General features: G+C 34.2%; 18 protein-coding genes. 11 read left to right on the top strand and 7 right to left on the bottom strand.

The window, feature by feature from the left end:
* Window positions 1-399: 399 nt before the first annotated feature.
* The 5 genes from BAA9072_RS14970 to BAA9072_RS14950 all read left to right on the top strand — a co-directional run bounded on the left by BAA9072_RS14970 (window position 400) and on the right by BAA9072_RS14950 (window position 5254).
* Entirely contained in the window at window positions 400-1557 is a 1158-nt protein-coding gene (locus BAA9072_RS14970) for a hypothetical protein (protein WP_201715495.1), read from the top strand.
* 566 nt (window positions 1558-2123) lie between these two features.
* Window positions 2124-2990: a tyrosine-type recombinase/integrase gene (locus tag BAA9072_RS14965; protein WP_201715494.1), complete on the top strand. Its 867-nt coding sequence runs from the start codon at window positions 2124-2126 to the stop codon at window positions 2988-2990.
* A gap of 131 nt (window positions 2991-3121) precedes the next feature.
* On the top strand, window positions 3122-3745 hold the full coding sequence (locus BAA9072_RS14960) for a hypothetical protein (protein ID WP_201715493.1): 624 nt from the start codon (window positions 3122-3124) through the stop codon (window positions 3743-3745).
* Window positions 3732-4397: a hypothetical protein gene (locus tag BAA9072_RS14955; RefSeq protein ID WP_201715492.1), complete on the top strand. Its 666-nt coding sequence runs from the start codon at window positions 3732-3734 to the stop codon at window positions 4395-4397. The genes BAA9072_RS14960 and BAA9072_RS14955 overlap by 14 nt, the downstream gene beginning before the upstream one ends.
* Window positions 4397-5254, top strand: a complete 858-nt coding sequence (locus BAA9072_RS14950; RefSeq protein WP_201715491.1) for a hypothetical protein — start codon at window positions 4397-4399, stop codon at window positions 5252-5254. The genes BAA9072_RS14955 and BAA9072_RS14950 overlap by 1 nt, the downstream gene beginning before the upstream one ends.
* A 222-nt stretch (window positions 5255-5476) precedes the next feature.
* Here the strand turns inward: BAA9072_RS14950 and BAA9072_RS14945 are convergent, their stop codons facing one another.
* The 7 genes from BAA9072_RS14945 to BAA9072_RS14915 all read right to left on the bottom strand — a co-directional run bounded on the left by BAA9072_RS14945 (window position 5477) and on the right by BAA9072_RS14915 (window position 11251).
* Window positions 5477-6361, bottom strand: a complete 885-nt coding sequence (locus tag BAA9072_RS14945; protein WP_201715490.1) for a ThiF family adenylyltransferase — start codon at window positions 6359-6361, stop codon at window positions 5477-5479.
* Window positions 6358-7332, bottom strand: coding sequence for a hypothetical protein (locus tag BAA9072_RS14940; protein WP_201715489.1), 975 nt, complete (start codon window positions 7330-7332; stop codon window positions 6358-6360). Before BAA9072_RS14940 ends, BAA9072_RS14945 begins: the two co-directional genes overlap by 4 nt.
* A gap of 51 nt (window positions 7333-7383) precedes the next feature.
* Window positions 7384-8076 carry a hypothetical protein gene (locus tag BAA9072_RS14935; RefSeq protein ID WP_201715488.1) on the bottom strand — a complete coding sequence of 231 codons (693 nt, stop codon included), beginning with the start codon at window positions 8074-8076 and terminating at the stop codon, window positions 7384-7386.
* On the bottom strand, window positions 8036-8581 hold the full coding sequence (locus BAA9072_RS14930) for a hypothetical protein (protein ID WP_201715487.1): 546 nt from the start codon (window positions 8579-8581) through the stop codon (window positions 8036-8038). Before BAA9072_RS14930 ends, BAA9072_RS14935 begins: the two co-directional genes overlap by 41 nt.
* Window positions 8582-8601: 20 nt before the next feature.
* Entirely contained in the window at window positions 8602-8946 is a 345-nt protein-coding gene (locus BAA9072_RS14925) for a hypothetical protein (protein WP_201715486.1), read from the bottom strand.
* Between the two features lie 68 nt (window positions 8947-9014).
* The gene (gene dnaN / locus BAA9072_RS14920) at window positions 9015-10151 is read right to left on the bottom strand and encodes a DNA polymerase III subunit beta (protein WP_201715485.1); all 1137 of its coding nucleotides are present in this window, start codon (window positions 10149-10151) and stop codon (window positions 9015-9017) included.
* An 80-nt stretch (window positions 10152-10231) separates the two neighbouring features.
* A complete protein-coding gene (locus tag BAA9072_RS14915) occupies window positions 10232-11251 on the bottom strand; it encodes a Rad52/Rad22 family DNA repair protein (protein WP_201715484.1) in 1020 nt (339 codons plus the stop codon).
* Between the two features lie 506 nt (window positions 11252-11757).
* On the opposite strand from BAA9072_RS14915, the gene BAA9072_RS14910 reads away from it, so the two are divergent.
* The 6 genes from BAA9072_RS14910 to BAA9072_RS14885 all read left to right on the top strand — a co-directional run bounded on the left by BAA9072_RS14910 (window position 11758) and on the right by BAA9072_RS14885 (window position 16522).
* Window positions 11758-12033 carry a helix-turn-helix domain-containing protein gene (locus BAA9072_RS14910; protein WP_201715483.1) on the top strand — a complete coding sequence of 92 codons (276 nt, stop codon included), beginning with the start codon at window positions 11758-11760 and terminating at the stop codon, window positions 12031-12033.
* A complete protein-coding gene (locus tag BAA9072_RS14905; protein ID WP_201715482.1) occupies window positions 12005-13510 on the top strand; it encodes a hypothetical protein in 1506 nt (501 codons plus the stop codon). Before BAA9072_RS14910 ends, BAA9072_RS14905 begins: the two co-directional genes overlap by 29 nt.
* 193 nt (window positions 13511-13703) lie before the next feature.
* Window positions 13704-14045, top strand: coding sequence for a DUF4258 domain-containing protein (locus BAA9072_RS14900; protein ID WP_201715481.1), 342 nt, complete (start codon window positions 13704-13706; stop codon window positions 14043-14045).
* 25 nt (window positions 14046-14070) lie between these two features.
* Window positions 14071-15351, top strand: coding sequence for a DUF3854 domain-containing protein (locus BAA9072_RS14895; RefSeq protein ID WP_201715480.1), 1281 nt, complete (start codon window positions 14071-14073; stop codon window positions 15349-15351).
* 358 nt (window positions 15352-15709) lie between these two features.
* Window positions 15710-16090: a hypothetical protein gene (locus tag BAA9072_RS14890; protein ID WP_201715479.1), complete on the top strand. Its 381-nt coding sequence runs from the start codon at window positions 15710-15712 to the stop codon at window positions 16088-16090.
* 87 nt (window positions 16091-16177) lie between these two features.
* The gene (locus BAA9072_RS14885; RefSeq protein ID WP_201715478.1) at window positions 16178-16522 is read left to right on the top strand and encodes a PrgI family mobile element protein; all 345 of its coding nucleotides are present in this window, start codon (window positions 16178-16180) and stop codon (window positions 16520-16522) included.
* Window position 16523 lies beyond the last annotated feature (1 nt).

The following is a 16523-nucleotide window of genomic DNA, read 5'->3' as shown; positions in this document are numbered from 1 at the left end:
TATATTGTAACACCTAAAATGAGTAGATTCAACAGTTTTTAACACTTAAAACATTATATAAATAGAGATAAATAGATAAAAATAAAAAGTGTGTGGGCGAGATTTTATAGACCAGTAGAACAAATTGATCAAAGAGAAATATCCCTTATAAAGCATAGGGTTTATTTATGCAAAGAAAAATGAGTTGTTATTTTCATTTGCTACTTACTTTGTTCAGCTGCTGGAGGTGTAAAATTCTCGCTTTTTTGTGTGCTTTTTTTGAGAAAATTGCTTGCAGATTAGCTTTTGACGAATTACACTTCGCCTTGGTGACGGGTTTTCTTAAGATTGGAGAGATTTCCTTGAGTAAAAACCTACTCAAAGAAATCCTTCCGGTTTTAAGGAGGGTAGACAAGAGCTATGGTAAAAAAACAGGATCTCAAAAGTAAAGAAAATAGTGCAATTACATATAAAATAGATGGCTTTCCAATGCACCAGGAAGAATTAGATGCATTTAGATTTTTGAAAAACGAAGGAATACAACCCCCTGCAAGTGCATATGTAGTGTATTTGACAATGATGAAGCAACTGCAAACAGAAAGCAGTAAACGAGGGATACTGAAAGATTATAAATTGTCATTTTGGGCAAAAAACCTCAATATTCCTTATTCCTCTTTATATTACGGTTATCAATTTTTACGAAAGTATGTTTTTTTCTCTGAAAAAATCATGGGTGGTGTAGAGGTACTACACTTTCCTAACATTGAAAAATTAAATAACCCGGAATCAAATAGGGTGAAAGATGGCAGCTTCGATCTTAATTATCTTACAATCCCTAATTATCTATTGGAGACAAATGTCCTCGCTGAGTTAGTTCGTACTTCCAACTCAAAAACCATTGAGCTCTTGTTCTCTTTATTGAATCAATTCAGGGCTGGTTTAAGGCAAGGGAAAATTACGAATACTTCAAAAACATTTGATCGTAATATTAAGACTTTAAAAAGTGAATTAAATAAAAAAGCTAAAGGAGTTCGCTCAGCATTAAATCTTCTTTCACCCATCCTAGATATTACATACATAAACAAACACATGCGTGGTATGCAGCTCTGGATTGAAAAGGTTTCGTTTGCTTTAAATAAGAATTGTTTTGTGGAGAATACTGCGAATAAAGATATCCATCCAATTTTGGCCACTATGAGTAAAGAATTTGAATACTTCTTATCGCGACACAGCATCGCTTTTAAAGGATTAGATCTCCGAAACATGGTTACTGCATTTAGATTTGAAATTTTGGAGAACTTCAAAAAAATTCCTCAAGAAAAGGAATTTAATTTTGAATACCTAAAAGCTAGCAAAGATTATGTGAGCTATACTTTGCATTACCTGGAAAAATTATGGTTAGAAGAAGGTAGACCTACAATCAGAGTGCTAGGGGCCTATTTCAGAAAAGTATTTAGAGGGGGACTTAACTATTGGGTTTATACCAATGTCCCAGAAGAACTACTTTATAATATTAAATTCAAACAGCTAACTGAAAAAGGATTAATAGATGATTTCTTAAAGCCGTTAGCTGCATAAATAGAATATCGTATTCAGCCTTGCGAAAAATTCAAAATCGCAGGGTTATTCACATTTCTCTTCATTTCTATTTAGAACAATATTAGGGCATTTCACCAATCTTTATATACTCTTGATACCAGAAAAATGAAAGGGGCTACTCGATTTGAGTGGGCCCTTTTCATTTACCCTTATATTTTGTTCGAATGTAGTCCTCTGATTTGAAATAATGTTTAAATGTTTCCTTGTGGATTTGTGATAAGTTTAAATGTCTTCTTGTGAATTTGTTAGTTGTAGAATATTTATCATGTGAATATCTTAATTATTGAATAGATATTATGTTAGGAATTGATGCAAACCAAAGCCACAACTGGGTTCGCCAACTGTTTATGAACTTAGCTTATTTCTCTTTGATATTTTTTATTTTTCCTTGAACATTTTAATAGTATTTGTATATTTATCTTTAGTTGGATTATTTACCATAGAAGATGCTATCTCTAATAGCAGAAATATTGTAAATGCTACAATGCTACTCATATCAAGGATTATGCTATAATATAAGGAACTATATTCCAGAGGTGAGATAAATGAGCTTCAAAAATTCCTTCACCTACGACTATGAACAATACTTAATTAAAAATAAAAAGTTTAAACCAATAACTCTTCATCAGTACACTAATGCCGTGGAGATGCTATTCGAACATTTAAAGTTTAAATATAAAACCTCTATTGTAGATCCAGTGAATGTTAAGCCCAGTGATATAAAAGGGTTTTTAGATGAAAAATTGGATAAAGGTATTTCGGCTAATACAGTTAATAAATATCTTTCAACGCTTCGAACTTTTTTTCATTATATGTGGGAGAATAATAAAGTAGGAATCGATCCTGTGGTTAAAATAAAATATTATAAAGTTGAGTCGGTAGGTACTAAAGAATTCACCTTTTCAACTTTACTGGATATATCACCAAAAATTTTAAAAGATAGCCAATATCCATTAATATTGAAATGTATTTTCATACTTGCTATGAAGGGCTGTCGATTTTCTGAGTACCATTTTAAAAAGGACGACGTTATTGAATACGGTGAAGAGGTCATTATAAACACTAAGAGGAGATCTATTCGGCTTAAAGGACAAGAGGCCAATATTTTCATGTCTTTTTACATTAATAGTCAGTTTGATCCTGGAGAATATGTATTTACAACCAAGAGGCATAACACCGGGGAATTTGCTCCAATAGAATATGATTCATTATATCTTTATATTGGATACATCAGGGATGATTTTAAATTACCAAAATCGTTTAAACTAGATAATATTAGAATGTCCTATGTTTATTATAATAAAAAAGTTAATAACTATAGTGTTGAAGAATTAGCTTCTGATTTGGGCATTGAACAAGCAAGCGCAGCTGCACTTTTAAAAGAGTCCATTGAAAGATTTGAGAGTGAATAGTATAATGAAAAACAGCAAACAAATTATATAAGAAAATAATGGGATAAACCCATAAAATTTCCACAAAAGACCCTTGTGTCTTTTTCTTTGTGTGAAATTTTATGGGTTTTTTTTGTGTAAAAGGAGGGGAAATGGTGTTTGCTAATGCTAATAATCGAAAAGTACACAAAGCTTTAAGAAATCTTGTAGTTGCATGTTTTCTAGGTGAAGGAGATATTTTCCTCCATTCGGGTAAATCGCGAATAGTGTTCTGTTTTGATCGTTCAAAAGCCTCGTTTATTAAGAACTTCATCGTAGAAAACAACTTAGAACAAGCTGTTGAGATAGATATGAATAAGCAACAATTTATGATAAAGGAACATCCTATTGTATTTGACTGTTATTCAAAATGGTATGACGGTCCACATAAGATCTATTACGATAAAATGGTTACTTATGAATCTATAATTATTAGTTTAATCTTATTCGGAAAAAGAAAACTTGAATCGTTAACTTTTTATACTTCATTCGATAAAAAATATTTACCAACTGTGGCGTATGGATTAGAGTCTCGCTTAGGTATTCCTCTGGTTGCAGCAAGGGATTCAATAAAAATTTATGATACTTCCCAATTATTTTTGGACGCTATTCAAAGGTTAGGTTTAATTGAGTGTACTGAAATTGCACATTTTTTGACTTCTAAAGAAAGCAAAGTATTATCTGAAAGCATTGATAAAATGTCTATCATCGGAGGCAGACTTCATGAAATATCGTAAATCTATAATTTTAGCCATTGCAGCATCATCTTTATGGCTTTCTGCTTGTAACAATAAGGTCCTCCAAGACTCAAAAGAAACGGATGAAAAAAATTCTCACAGATTGGAAAAAATTGAAAATAAAATCTCTAAGGAAGACCAGGAAGAAAAAGAGCTTTATAAAGAGATGGAAAAACCAGTAGAAGAAGTGGTGGATTCTATTGAAAAAGATAATGTTACAGTAATTGATCCAAAAATTGTAAAAAAACCTAAGTATGATGATCCAAATGAGTTTGCTAATAAGCTTGCTAAAGTTCTCTTTAGCTTTTCTACTGGTAAGATGACAGCCTCCGAGTATTATTCTTTTTTAGATGTACACGCTTCTTCTTTTTTTAAAGATCAATACTTACCCAACAAGGAAGAAGGGATCCTCTACTTTGAGAATATTCAAGGGTTGCTTACAACAAACAATCCCGCTTTAAAAGATGATTACACGGTAACCGAAGTGAAAATAGAGCAGAGTAAAATAGAGGGATACTTCTACAGAAGAATGATGACCTCTGAAGGCAAACCACTTTATAACATTACTACAATTGTAAAAGAACAGGATGGATGGAAATTTCAAGATGACAGTCCAGCACCCCCGTTTGATGAACAAGGAGGAATTCATTAATGGAAAGTTTAACAGAAAAAGATCTTACTCAATATGCTTCAGATAAATTGAGGGCGCATTTCGAAAACGATTCTACTTTTTTAGAAGAATTTATGGAGACTTTAGGGTTTTATAGTTTAAAGTTTCATCGTTTTTTTAAAACAGAAGAAGATTTAAAAGAATTTAATGACGCTCTTTATCAAATGTCAAAAAGTCAAATATTTCAAGGCTATTACTTGATGCTTGAAATTATTCATGATGAGGGGACAGAATTACCTACTGAGTTTTTTAATCGCCCCGATGGTTATATACGACAAGATGCCCCTATGTTATTACGTCAGGCCCTTGGAGATGCCCTTAAAGATGTGCTTAAGACTGATAACACTCAGAAGTTTACAATGTGGCTTATAAAGCGATTTGAGGACGTATATGACTTGATTGACCAGACTATTTATGACTTAGCTAGTTTGGGGGCATTCCAAGCCTTACTGGATGAAAGAGCTAAGCGGAATATCAAACTTGATGTAGAACCTCAAGAAATGTTACTGGGGGATGCAGGTGATCTTATTGTTTTGAATCCTCAGATTCAAATGGTTGCAACTGGTAAGTCTGATACATTTGAATCCTGGGTATTTCAGTTTTGGTCCACACATACCAATAGCGATAAAATAGGGGAAGTGGTTATATTAAGCTTCCTTGATTCTGACAAATTAAGATACTTACTCAACATTCAAATACATGAGAGCATTAGTGAAATTGAGAGAGAAAGCATGGTCGAAAAAATTTCCATCTTATTAGCTGCTCGTAATGATGTAAAAAAGGAAGATATACAAATACAGCTTGCGGTTGTTAAAGATTTCTATTTACTTAGTCTTTAAGAAAAGTTATTAAGAAAAGTTATAATAAAAAAGGAACCTAACTCAAAAATGAGTTGGTTCCTTTTTTACAGTTTCTATATACTTTCAATAAGTCTATGTTTCTCCTCCATTAGCTCTTCAATATATGCTATATCTAAATCACTTGAGGCTTTTTGAATAAGCTTATTGATTCGTCTAAGGTCTTTACGGATCTTCAAATACTTATTTTTAATCTTGAATGGATTATACATCCATCTCATCCTCCTTGAATTTAATCTTTTCTGATTGCATGTACCCACGCTTAGCATGAAAAACTGTCATACTGTTAGAGAGGGTACCGCATTCAAACAACTCTGATAAATACAAACTAATGCCCATTGCGGCCATTTTATTGACCCCTAACCTCTGTGGCTCACTGGCAACTAGCTCTTGACAGGAGAGCTCTGATGGTTTTATTTCATCTGGATCTTCCTCCATGATGTCAGGAAATCGAGTAGCTACAGGCTCTAATATTGTTTTTCCTTTTATTTTCAAACCCGCTACAACTTGTCCAGTCCAGCCAGATTCGTTATAAGCTTCTACTTCGCTATAAGTCCATTTATCTTTTGGGCGTTGCAAGAAGTCCGCCGGGATAGTGGTAGATTCATTTCCTGCGTCGATATATAAAATTGTTGGAGATTTTTCGAAGAACTCATGAAAGACTCTCCGGGAATAATTATTATCTACACAGCCTATTAAAATAGGAAGAATCATAGTGTCATAGTTGTCTCCTGGAATATCAATATAATTAGTATTGTAAAGAGATAGTAATGTATTGGTATCCTCGACAAACCCCTCGGTAAAGGAATGTATGTTTAAGTTATACGCTGCAGCATAGCGTTTCGCTAACACTTCTGCTTTCTTTTTCCCTACTGTAGAAGCAGTGAACAGTTGGTTATTGATGTTTTTCTGTTCAATATGGTCCGGATCTGCCAATAAGTAATAAGCATTTTGCTTAAACATAGTCAACATTTGAGCTAACTGTTGAGAGAGATTCGAACCTGTACCCCCGACTCCACACTGTACAATAATTGGGAATAATTTCTTTTTATTACTATGAGTATGTTCACTTTCTAATAAGTTAATCATTGTTCATATACCTCTACATTCGACGTATCATAATCCTTATTCATTAAATAGAAAGGGGATTCAAATACCTTGTAAGGATTGATATCAAAATGCTTATCCGCTTTTTTATTAAAAATTCTTACTGTAATATCAGGAAAGAAATTATCAACTCTTCCTATAATTACATAAAGAATATTCTCTTGACGTTCGCTCTCATTATCTAATCGAGAGGGTTTGGCCAACATTTTATGATGGGAATGGATTTCCATAACTTTAATAAACTTTTTATCTTGCAACTTCATTGCTGTGACATATGCGTCCTCAATTCGCTCTACAGTAAGCGGCGTTGCAAGTTGATGAGGAATATCCATAAAGAACTCCTGTTGAGTTAAGTCGTAATATACATCCCCATAAAGTTCTACACCAAATTGATTAGAATATTCCTTAGATAGGCAAATGAAATCACTTAATATAGAAAAAGGAATAGGATTGAAAGAAGGGGCCAAGGAGTCCAAAGACTCTTTGACCTCTTGGAATAATCCTTTTCTTTTCGCCTTGGGCACGGCCATAATCATGTTCTTATTCTTGATATAAACCATTTCTGTATAAGCCGCCACTAGATCAGGAAAGGTCTTTTCTAAACGTTTCCTAACTTCATTGCCTTCAATTTTTTTGTATGTTACTTCCTCTTCACCTTTCTTTTTACTAGGAAGTCCATTTTCGATTTCTTCTGTAGAGAAGTAATCAGTAATTGGAATTTCTTGCCCCAAATGACAAATGAATGTATCCATATTTAAATCAAAAGTCTCTTCCTTTTTCGTTATAGAAGAAGCAGTTCCAGAAGTAGAAGTAGCTCCCGCTTTTTTCCGTTCTTCTGCTCGCTTTGCAGCTTCTTCCATTTGTTTCTTTCGTGCTTCTTCCTGGCGTTTCTTCTCTTCTGCGTACTCATCTTCAATTCCGAACATGCTAAAGATATCTGTTTGATTTGTCATTATTAAATCCTCCAATAGTTTAATGGTTTAGTAATTTACTCGCTTAATTTTTTAATATTTTCCTAATAAAAAAAACTCATTAAGGGTTCTTTCTGCTGGAACAAGATAGCTATCGTTAAAGTCCTTTTCATTGAATGTATCTGAAAAAAGCACTGCCAACGGTGTAGTTGGGTTCACCTTTGCTCCATAATCTTCCGAAAAGGGAGAAAGTAGAAAATAGGAATGAAAAGTCTCTAACTCTGTTAAACAATCTATATCCCTTAATTGATTTCCCCCCATACAAACGGATCCTTGAAGCTTATCCACATGGGAATAAGGGAACTTATAAACAGGTGTATCGCCGGTGATTGTTCCTTTGTTTTCAATCGCTACTATTCGAGATAGTTTAACTCTATATTTTTTTTGTTCCTTAGCAATCTGCTGGTTATTAAAGATTTCATATTCAAAAACCATCTTGGGAAAACCGACCTTAAAGTGGTTTCCATTATAGTTGATCATCCATTGTGACTTAGGAATACTACAATACACACGAAAGCCCATCACTGATTGCACATATTTTATACAATTTTTGGGTAAAAAAGGGCTCTCTGTTTTGTCTGCTTCACCAGCTGAAGATAACAGTTGTATGAAGTTGCTGAGGGACATTTTATAGTCCTGTGATCGATTATTATCGGTCTCCCTTATCTCAACTAAATCATTAAAACTATGCAGATTTTGAGTATCCAGCTTCACATTTAGTATCATTTTCATACTCCTTTAATTTGTTAATTAAATCTTCTGATTCCTCTTTTAACTTCACTAGGGCTTCTATCACTTCACTTAGTTCCATCCCCATGAAAGTCATGTCCAGTAACAAATAGTGATCATCCAGAAGTGTGAGTGTAGCCTCTGAATGGATAAATTCTACATTTTTTATTTTTTCCTCTAAATCTTTAGCAAGTGCGCTCCCCATCAAAATTTGGAAGCATTGTTCTTTAATAATTACTATGTTTTCGGAACATTTATCCTTTAATTCAGGATAAGGAAAGTCATCTCGGTGTATGTCATCATAGTCATAAAATATGCAGTCAAAAAGCATCTGAATTCCTTTGCTAAATATATCGTAGGTTTCAGTGCACCCATGATGAACATGACTCATAAACGAGCGAAATGATGAAACATCCACACCCTCATCATGAAATAATTTGAGCATGCGTAAGTTATCGAGACTGATTCGATAAGAGTCAAAATCATAACAATCCATTTCCATATTCAAATTCCTCCTATTTACTAAAGGAATAAATCATCTTCCTCTAGGTGAAATATTTTATTTTTGGTTTTAGCAAACCCATAAGCTATGTCAGTAAGCTGGTCAATTATCATTAATCCATTTGAGGGATCACATAAAAAATGTTCTCCACCCTCATCCCATGTCAAGGGTAATGACTCTAACTCATCAATCGCTAAGTCTATGTCTATTAGGTCGAAACTTTCAAAGTTAATGTCAGAAGGATGGGAGTGCATCCACATATGTTCTAACACCCTGGCCATTCCGTTACTTGATTCGCTTTTATTATTTTCATTAATTTCATACTTTTTAAGGTTTTTTAAAAAGCGATCCCCATTAAATTTCAAAAAAAAACGCTCCTTTTAAATAAAAGAAGAGAACACTTAAATAGTGCCTCTTCTCCTCTCAAGATTTTTTAATAAGTACGTACAGGTAAGATCAATTGCAGTTCTTCTAATGCCTCATGTTCTCCAACAGGACAAATGAGAAATGGACGCATATCTCCTTGGAACTTCATTTCAACGAGATCACTATCTAATGTCTTCAGCGCATCCAGAGCATACTTACAACTGAAACTTATGGTGAAATCATCATCCCCATCTAAATGATCATATGGGAGAACAATTTTACCCTTACCTCTTTGATTACTTGCAGTGGTGAATGTCGCTACTCCATTCACATGAAGCTTTACAACACCACTACTATTATTGCTATCAGAAGCACTTGCAATCTCCTTAAGAGAATCAATGCTATCAAATAACTCTGCTCTATTGATTGTCATAACAGATTTGTGACTTTCAGGAATCAACCTACTTGTATCTGGATAAGATCCATCTAACAAGCGGGACAAGAACATGGTTCCATGATTTCTAAAGAGAATATGGTTTTGATTCTCAATAAAAACGTCTACATCCTGGGATAAATCAAATACCTTTGTTGCATTATCAAAAGATTTAGCGGGAACAACGACTTTCAACGCATCTTTTTCAGAGGCCGATTTTTGGTTGACTCTCGCTAATCGGTGAGAATCTGTACATACCATTCGACAATTGCCATCTTGCAATTCAAAGCATACACCTTGCAGAATAGGGCGAGTTTCTGAAGTGCTGGCAGCGTAAGCGGTTTTTCTAATCATATCGTGAAATTCATTGCCTTTGAGTGTGAAAGTCGGCCGGTCCAATTTATACATAGGTAGTTTTGGATATTCTTCCGGGTCCAGACAATTAAAGTTAAAGTCCTTTTTACCACTAATAAGATTTAATGAATAACCTTCTAGGGTAAAGTGGATCTCTTTATTACACTTCTTGACAATATCTACAACTGATTTTGGAATAACCGTTTTTCCGGTTCCTAGCACATTTAGGTCCGCTCCATCTACAGGAATACAATGTCGGATGGTTTCGCTGCTGTTAGAAGCTGTTAAGCAAAGTTCTTCCATGCTGGCTTCAAGCAAGATTCCTCCTAAAATGGGAATAGAGGTGTTATTACTAAGCACCTTTGACACCTTTTTAAATCCTTCAACAATGACATCTTTGTTCACTTCAAAATTCATTTATAATTCCTCCCAAGGTCTTTTATTAATAAAAAAAGCATGAATGGGCATTAACCCTTTTTCATGCTTACTCTCTGTCTTTAGGCTGTTTGTTGGTTTCTAGAATGCTGAGCATCCGCTTTAATCATTGAGATTATTTCTTGTACAGATACATTATCCAATTTAAAGAATAGGTTGAATAACTCATTAACTTCTTCTTTAATCACAATTTGTGAAATATCCAGTAAATGCCGTAAAGATATATCGTTATTCTGAGCTACTAAAACTATGTTACTTACAGGTTGTAAGGAATAGTAATAATTTTCAAGCTCTTTTTCACTAGCATCTTGGAAATTGGTTGTTTGAGTACCTGGATTTGATTTCTTGAACAAACCAAAACGAATTTTCTTATCTGCTTGATCAAGTCCAATTACTCGCTCATGCTTATTAATATCTCGGATAGCTTCCTTTCTATTAAAGCCTGAAGGATTGCTATTTGATTGATTCATATTTGTTTGAGGACGCTTATTTTCAGGTTGTTGTTCACTTTTACCTCGATGTGGATTCTTATGACCCTGATTGTTTCTATATCCATCAGGCGTCGCAAATGCAGGAAGTGGCGGGGGAGTGAAATACCCTTTTACCCATTCGTCCTTATTTCCGACTTTCATTTTTGAATTCACATAAACATCATTAGATGTTTTTCTGTTAGGGTTAACCGTGGCCCATTGACCATCTAAATCATATAAGTACCTTCCGATTCCCCACTGGACTGCAGCCCGTTTCATTGAAGCAGATAGTCCACCTTTAGTTGCTTCAATACTGGTTAAATCAGAGCCATCCCATTTTGGGATCTTTTGACCATTAAAGAAAATGGAGATACCACAGATAATTCCTTTATGAATTTCTCGGTATTCATTTTCCCATCCAAATGGGCTAAAGACTTCATCTAAACGGTTTTGAATTGCTCTGTTCTGAAGGTAGGCAACGACCATAGCGGTAGGTTTACCGTCCTTCTTAGTTAAATGACTAACTCTCCATTCAATGTCTTCCTGTGCAAATGGTTCTTTTAATTTCTTCATTAATTCTTGTGGATCACTACAATTTGTTTTTTCTTCCATGTCAAAACACTCTCCCTTGTTTTTTTAAAAAAAATAGAGTAGAAAATCTCTACTCGGTACTCACTCATCCTTCTTTTAAGGTTTAAAAAACAAAAAAAGCCTTTGGATGTTTGTTATAAAAAAACACTGAAAGTGTCTTCAACAAACGCCCAAAGGCTTTAAAATTTAATAATAAACCGCTGACCAACAAGTGGTCGCAAAGAATCAAAAAGATAAAGTGAATATACAATAAGTATATATTATTCCATAAAATTCTACAACGAAATTATTAATTGTTCTTGATATTAGACGCCAAATGAGTATGTTAGCTTGTTCACCTACGAAAAAGTATATGCTATAATTTAAATGAATCTGATTTAGGATTCTACAAAATTAAATATTAATAAAGCAAATCAATGCTCATACTTACCTTTTGTTAGGGAGAAGTATGAGCTTTTTTTATGCTTAGATATGGTTCCGAATAAAAGATATATATGAATTGTGGGTTGAAAGGATGAATTATTAAAATGTACTCAGTAGATGAAAATGTAAAAATCACTAAACTAAGTGAAGTTGAAGCCTTAACTGACGTGGAGAAATTAATTGTATTAAGAAAGCGTCTAGGTAATAAGAAACAATATGAATTTGCAAGAGATATTGGTATTAGCCCTAATTATCTTGTAGCAATTGAGAATTATCGGCAGCCTTTTACAGAAAAATTAGCAATGAAAATTAATGATTATCTAAAGGGATTAGAAACGGAGCATAGAGCCTATGACCAGAGTATTAATTTACCTAAATAAGACTCAATCAGACTTTGTTTCTAAAATAAAATTAGCTCTTGATAAAAGCTTAGAGAATCCCCAATTTATAATGGCTGAGGACCTTGTGGAGTTTAAAACCCTTCTAGTAAATGAAGAGTTAAGCTATATCCTTGTTGATTCACTTGAAAGTATTAATCTTCTTTACGATGTTGAAACGAATATTGTGTTTTACTCCTCAGAATCTATCGATTTGAATAAGTTCTCTCATGGACAAGTAACTCAATTTGATAATATAAAACAATTATTGTCTTGGTTCCCAGCTGCTAAGCTTTCTATTCGAACACGAGACACAAGAGGCATAATAAAAAATAACAAACAAGAACCTTCAAATATACCTTTGGTTCAGACTGAGGCCCATGGAGAAACTTCCAAAAATGAAGGTACTAAGAAATTAGATAGTGTAGTTGAAGCATCTAAGAATTTAGAAAGTAATCAGCTGGTGTCTTCATCTGATGGTATTAAGAGTAAATCAGTTTCAACACCGCCCGCCCAGGAGGGGAAAAAAGATATTTCGGAAAAAACTCTACATAATGAAGTTGAAAATTCAATTGACCAAGTTAAAGAGGACTCCGACCCCGGACAGAAAAATAAATCTGTAAAATATGAAAATAGCTTAAAAATATCCGAGAGAGCAATTGAGATTAGAAAAAGAGGGTTTAGTCGAGCTAAGTGGGATCGGAATAAAACTATTGGGATCTGGTCCCCGATACCACGGATAGGCGTTACAACATTCACAATGAATTTTTCCATTTTCTTAGGGAAACATCGAGTTCAATGTGCTACATTAGAGGGTTTAAATGAGCAGCATATAATGAAAACGATTTTAAAACGTTTCACAAATACTCCAGTAGGGTGGAACTCATATGCGAATGCTCTCCATAATGAGGAATCATCTTCTGAAAATATTTCATGGCCATATAATGGCGTATATTGGATTCCACTGGATGATAAAGATATAGAATCTAAGTGGGATCAAGACATTCTTTATCATTATATTAACAATGTGAAGTATTTTGATGTAGTACTAATTGATTTGCCAACTGGAGAACTTGAAGCATATACAGAACACACCTTGGATCATTTAGATGAGCTTTGGGTATTAGTGGATGATTCTTTTCATCAAATTGCGGCTTGGAAAAAATACATTCACAAGCAGTTAGAAAAATATAAATTACCGGCTAACCTAATATTTAATAGACAACATTCTTTTAGTCAGATGGAAAGATTATCAAAAGAATTAGAAATTCCATTAATAACGTCTATACCATCTCTTAACGTTGAAGCAGCAAAAAATAATTATGAAAATGTCCCTTTGCTCGAGCATAAAGAAATTTATGAGAAACTTAAATTACCATATACCCAATTAGCACAGCATGTTGTAGGAAATTCATTTGAAGCTGACGAATATAAGACAAAATGGTTCGCCAAGTTAAAAACTTTAATTACCGCTCGTTGAAAGCAAAAAGTAAAAGTGATATATTGAAATTAATAAATTTTCACTTTTTTTCTTTAGGCAACCTTCATGTGTTGGTTAGCGGTTAATTATTAAAATAAAGCGGACTTTGGTTCGATAGTTAATTAGGATACTTGTGTCCTATTCTATCTTCTGAAGCCGCTTTTTTATTTTATCTGAGGGGTGGTGAAGGTACATGAATAAAGCACACGAAAGAAAGTTAAGGGGAATCAAAAAAATCTTAATGGGCTCTCAAGGGTACATTCGAGTAGGTAAGCACACATACCAAAGAATGAAAAAAAGAGGATATCATCGCTCTGATATTGTTTCTTGTATCATGAGAGGATTTATCCATGAAGTACAAACTGGCTACAATCATACCATTGAAAGACTGGCTTTTAATTATGTGGTTACAGGAAAAGATGCTTCAAACAATCCGATTGTAGTTGTTCTATCAGAAGAGGGTGCTCAAAAGTATTCTGTTGTTACGGTTATGCCTCCAACGGATCATAACCGGTTTAATGATTGTATAGGCTAAAAATTTTACAAAGGGTGTTTAGACAATGAAACAAAAAATGAGAGGGACACTGAGAGCAACTAGTATTCCTAAGTGGTTCGAAATGGTGAGGGAAACATGTCCAATATGTAATAAAGCAGGAGCATGTATGGTACATGAAAATGGTAAGGTGGTCGCTTGTATTCGAGTTGAAAGTGAACGACCATTTTCTAGTAACTCTGCATGTCCCTCATGGTTGCATTGGTTATCAGGCGAATCAAAGATGAAAATTGATAAACAAGATATTCAGCAAGAGGTTAGCGAGAAGAAATTAAGTCCTGCTGCCCTCAATACGGTCTATCAGTCGCTAATTGATTGTACAATCATGGAGGATTCTCATTATGATCATTTAAAAAGCGAAAAGCGCCAATTAGCTGATCAGCAAATATATATAAGAGGATATCGTTCATTTCCATCACAAGCTTGGAATCGCGTAAAAGATATAAGTGATGCAACGGGTATTACCGACTTCACTGGAATTCCAGGATTTTATCAAGCAAAGGGGAAGTACGGAGATTTTTGGAACTTGGCGGGTTCCGAAGGGATAATGCTGCCATTCCGAAATATTCGAAATGAAATTGAGGGATTTCAAATTAGAATCGATAATCCCCCTAATGATGTTGAAATAAATAAAAGAAAACAAGGTTTAAGAGCAAGGGTCATTCAGCAACCAAATTTAGTTCAAGTTACCTATGATGGAGAAATTATTCTTGAGAAAAAATTTTCACTAAAAGAAACTGTCACTATTAATTATGATGATGACATTTTAGGATGGGTTAAATTAGTGAAAGGTAAGCGGTATTTCTGGTTATCTTCAGCTAATAAACCTAAAGGTACTGGTTCAGGTCAGCCTGCTCCTATCCATGTATCAGTTCCAAGCAAGGAATTGCAAAATTGGAAAACAGGTGAAGTAAGAAAGACTAAAACAGTTTGGTTAGGTGAAGGGCCATTAAAGCAAGATATAGCTGTCGATAAGATTGTTGAAATGTTTGAACAAGAAGAATTAGAAGAAATAGGAACAACTATGTTGGGTTTACCAGGGGTAGGAAGTTGGAGATTGGCACTTCCTATTTTAAAAGAAATGGGTGCAGAAAAAGTGATCATATGCTTTGATATGGATGCTGTATCCAACCCTTATGTCCAAAAGCATTTAAAAGAATGTGCTAAAGCACTTAAAGCTGAAGGACTTACAGGGGACATTGCCCTTTGGGATGGTGAAAAAGACGGAGTTGGACTCGATGATCTATTACTTCAAAGAAAATTACCACAAATAAAGAGGCTATTCTAGCCAATTTGTAATTCAGTCTAATTTAGTCCTCGGATCCTTATATCGGGGGACTATTCTTTTTTTTGTATAAATTATGCTTCAAAGGTTACAACCTTTTCTTGTATTTTTAATTTGCTTTTGATAATTAATCGAATATTATCGAAAAATAGATTGATTTTAAACGGCTAATTGTATAAAATTGTCTTGTAAGCGAGCAAGACTATATATATTAAAACTTAATAATCTAATGGGAAAAAACCCACTAAACGTATGAGTTAGAATACTACAGTTGTATTCTCTTATTCTCGTACCTTTAGTGGGTTTTTTTGGTTTTATGGCTTAGAAAAATCCAAAATCTATTGGAGGTGCGCCTACACAAATGAAAAAGGTAATCTTAATGAGTTTTTTAGTAGTATTTGGCTTATTTGCAGCTAACGGAGTAATTGACATGGTTGATCCGTCTACTGCTCACGCAAGCACAGGTGTAACAGAGTTTAAGAAAGGTGCGGGAATCACCGGGGATGCAGGAAATGCGGATCTTACAAAAGACTTGAAACAAATCGTCTATTTAGTAATGGGAATTGCGGGTTTGTGGAGTATTTTCTGGTTAGTTGTTGGTGCTATGATCCTTCAAGCTTCTGCTGGTAATCCTCAAAAACGTGGACAAGGTATCGCTTGCCTAGTGAGTACAGCTATCGGAGTTTTCGTAATTGTGAAAGCATATGACATCGTAGGATGGGTTTCTGGATTAGGAGCTTAAGTGAATATTCAATGATTTCCCCTCCACAAGAGGGGAAGTTTTTTATCTAAGACTCTATGGATTTACTATTTTAAACGAGGTGCAAACATGAGGAAAGTAATGGTCCCTGTAGATATGCAGAGTGAACAGAAAGAATTACTAGGAATAATAAGCAAACGACAGCTGATCTATTTAATTGTTGGAGGAATAATTCTCTATTGGTATTTACCGTTTGTATTTTCACTTTTTGGAACAAATTGGATTGTTGCAGTAATTGCTGCAATTGTTTCGGCTCTACCTACCCTAACAGTTACCCTTCTTCTAGCTTTTTATCGTATAGAAAAATACCACATGTATATAGATCGATTAATCTTAACCAAATTACAGTATAAGTCACAACTTGGTAACTGGCGTAAAGGTACACAAAACATTATTGATACGGAGGAATTATAAC

This window comes from Rossellomorea arthrocnemi (assembly GCF_904424705.1).
GTDB classification, from domain to species: domain Bacteria; phylum Bacillota; class Bacilli; order Bacillales; family Bacillaceae_B; genus Rossellomorea; species Rossellomorea arthrocnemi.
Note: the sequence above shows the minus strand (reverse complement) of the source record. Positions and strands in the feature narration are given on the sequence as shown.